Genomic DNA, 2,235 nt, shown 5'->3' on the forward strand with positions numbered 1-2,235 from the left:
CGCGCATTTACAACCGCGCGGGAAAGCGCGTCGAGGTTCAGGACAAGACCTGGTATGCCCTGCAGGCGAGTGGAGAGGCCACCGAGCGAGTGATCGAGGTTTTCGTCTACGGCGAGATCGGCGCGTGGGGCATCACTGCCAACCAGTTCGTGCAGGATCTGCGCGCCATGGATGATGGTGTGTCTCCGGTGATCGCCGCGTTCAACAGTATCGGCGGCGACCTGTTCGACGGACTGGCCATGCACAATGCGCTGTCGCGTCTGGGCGAGCGCTGCACCGGGCGAATCGATGCACTGGCCGCGAGTGCGGCCAGTGTGGCCGTATGCGGTGCACACCGCGTAGTCATCGCGGCGAACGCCATGTTGATGATTCACAACCCATACACCTATGCAGGCGGTGGCGCTGAGGACTTCCGCCGGGTCGCTGATGTATTGGATCAAACCTTGGAGGCGATCATCGCGGCCTATAAAGCCAAGGCGCCCGACATCGATGACGCCGAACTGCGGCAAATGGTTGATGCTGAAACCTGGCTGACTGCTAACGAAGCGGTGGCTCTTGGTCTTGCAGACGAAGTCGGAAGCGGCATCAAAGTCAAAGCATGCCTCGGTCAAGGAGCTGTGTTGCAACGGTTCCAGCACGCTCCGGTTGAGTTGGTGGCGCAACTCGACGAACCACCTGAACCGGATCCCGAACTGGAACCTGTCGATCCGCCGCAGGTGCCGCCTGTAGTGGACTCTGCCAAGTTGGCACTGATGATCACTCAGCGCTGCACAACGGCGGGCATCAGCAACCTGGTCGAGCCACTGCTCAAGTCCACTCAGCTTGAAAGCGAAGAGATCGTTTTGGCGGGTCTGGCACGCGCCAAGGCGGTGAACGACCTCTGCGTGGCCGCGCGTCTGCCGGAATTCAGCGCCGAGTATGTCGCGGCAGGGCTGGATGCTGCAGCAGTGCGGGCGCGTCTTTTCGACAAGATCGTTACCAGCGGTAAGGGCTTTGAAATCGACAACAGCCTGCCACTGGACGATGACCCAGCGCCCAAGGTGCTGGCCAAACAACCTGACCCCAACTCGATTTGGGCTGCTCGCCAAGCGGCTCAAACAGGAACCGCGCGCGGCGCGAAAGGAGCACGAGCATGACCATCAAACAGGAACCGATGCACGCAGGTGAATTCCTGCTGTCCGAGGGCGCTGGCACGATCTCGCGCGAAGCGATCAATGTTGCGGCGGGTCCAGCATTGTGGCCTGGACAAATTCTCGGGCTGGTGACTGCCAGCGGCGAATTCGCACCGTACAACCCAACGGCAGAGGACGGCACAGAAAACGCTGTCGCCATTCTTTACGGCCCGCTCGGTGAATCCGACGTGGTGCGTCGCGGTCGCGCCGTGGTGCGGCTGGCCGAGGTCAGCGAAGCGCACTTGACCGGCCTCGATCTGGCCGCTGAGAAAGCCCTGGCCGCACATTCGCTGATCGTCCGCTGAAGCATTTCCCTCTTTATTTTGCATCCCGCCGCGTGCGGGATTTTTCGTTTCTGGAGAGTACCCATGGCCGATATCGCCATTTTTGACGACGAAGCGTTTACCGTTACTTCGCTCACCGCTGCACTCAATGATCAACCGTACCTGCCAGGGCGCATCAGCGCCTTGGGCCTGTTCCGCGAGGAAGGCATTACCACTCTGACCGTGCAGATTGAAAAGGACGGCGACACTCTGGCACTGGTGCCTGCTGGTGAGCGTGGTGGTTCTGGCCTGGTGGTTGCTGCCAGCAAGCGCAACCTCATCCCGTTCAACACCGTGCATCTGCCTGAGCGCTTCACGATCAAGGCTGACGAGATCCAAGGCATCCGTGCCTTCGGCACTCGCACTGAACTGCAGGCGGTGCAGGACGTGGTCAATGCACGCCTGGCCAAGGCGCGGCGCCAGTTGGACGCCACGCACGAATTCCAGCGTATGGGCGCACTGAATGGCCAGATCCTCGACGCCGATGGCAAAACCGTACTGCTGGATCTCTATGACCGCTTCGGTGTGAAGCGTCAAAGGATGTCCATGGGACTGGCGGATCCAGAGACTGAGCTGCGGGTTCAATGCGGCGAGGCGTTGGATATGCAGGAAGATGCGTTGGGTAGCGTGACCAGTACTGGCTCGCGCGCCTTCTGCGGTAAAAACTTCTGGAACAAGTTCATCGTCCACCCTTCGGTAAAAGAAACCTACCTCAACAGTCAGCAAGCGGCCGCGCTGCG

At 60.4% G+C, this 2,235-nt stretch carries 3 protein-coding genes; all 3 read left to right on the plus strand.

All coding sequences use genetic code 11. From position 1 onward, the window contains the following. A partial coding sequence (locus tag D6877_RS11255; protein WP_130910816.1) for a head maturation protease, ClpP-related occupies positions 1-1,136 on the plus strand: 1,136 nt, incomplete at its 5' end. After that, complete coding sequence (locus D6877_RS11260; RefSeq protein WP_102902291.1) at positions 1,133-1,477, plus strand: head decoration protein; 345 nt, start codon at positions 1,133-1,135, stop codon at positions 1,475-1,477. The genes D6877_RS11255 and D6877_RS11260, both read left to right, overlap by 4 nt. 63 nt (positions 1,478-1,540) lie before the next feature. Then, positions 1,541-2,235, plus strand: a 695-nt coding sequence (locus tag D6877_RS11265; protein WP_130910817.1) for a major capsid protein, incomplete at its 3' end; no start/stop codon positions are given.

It is taken from the genome of Pseudomonas sp. Sample_9, from assembly GCF_004307535.1.
GTDB classification, from domain to species: domain Bacteria; phylum Pseudomonadota; class Gammaproteobacteria; order Pseudomonadales; family Pseudomonadaceae; genus Aquipseudomonas; species Aquipseudomonas mercuritolerans.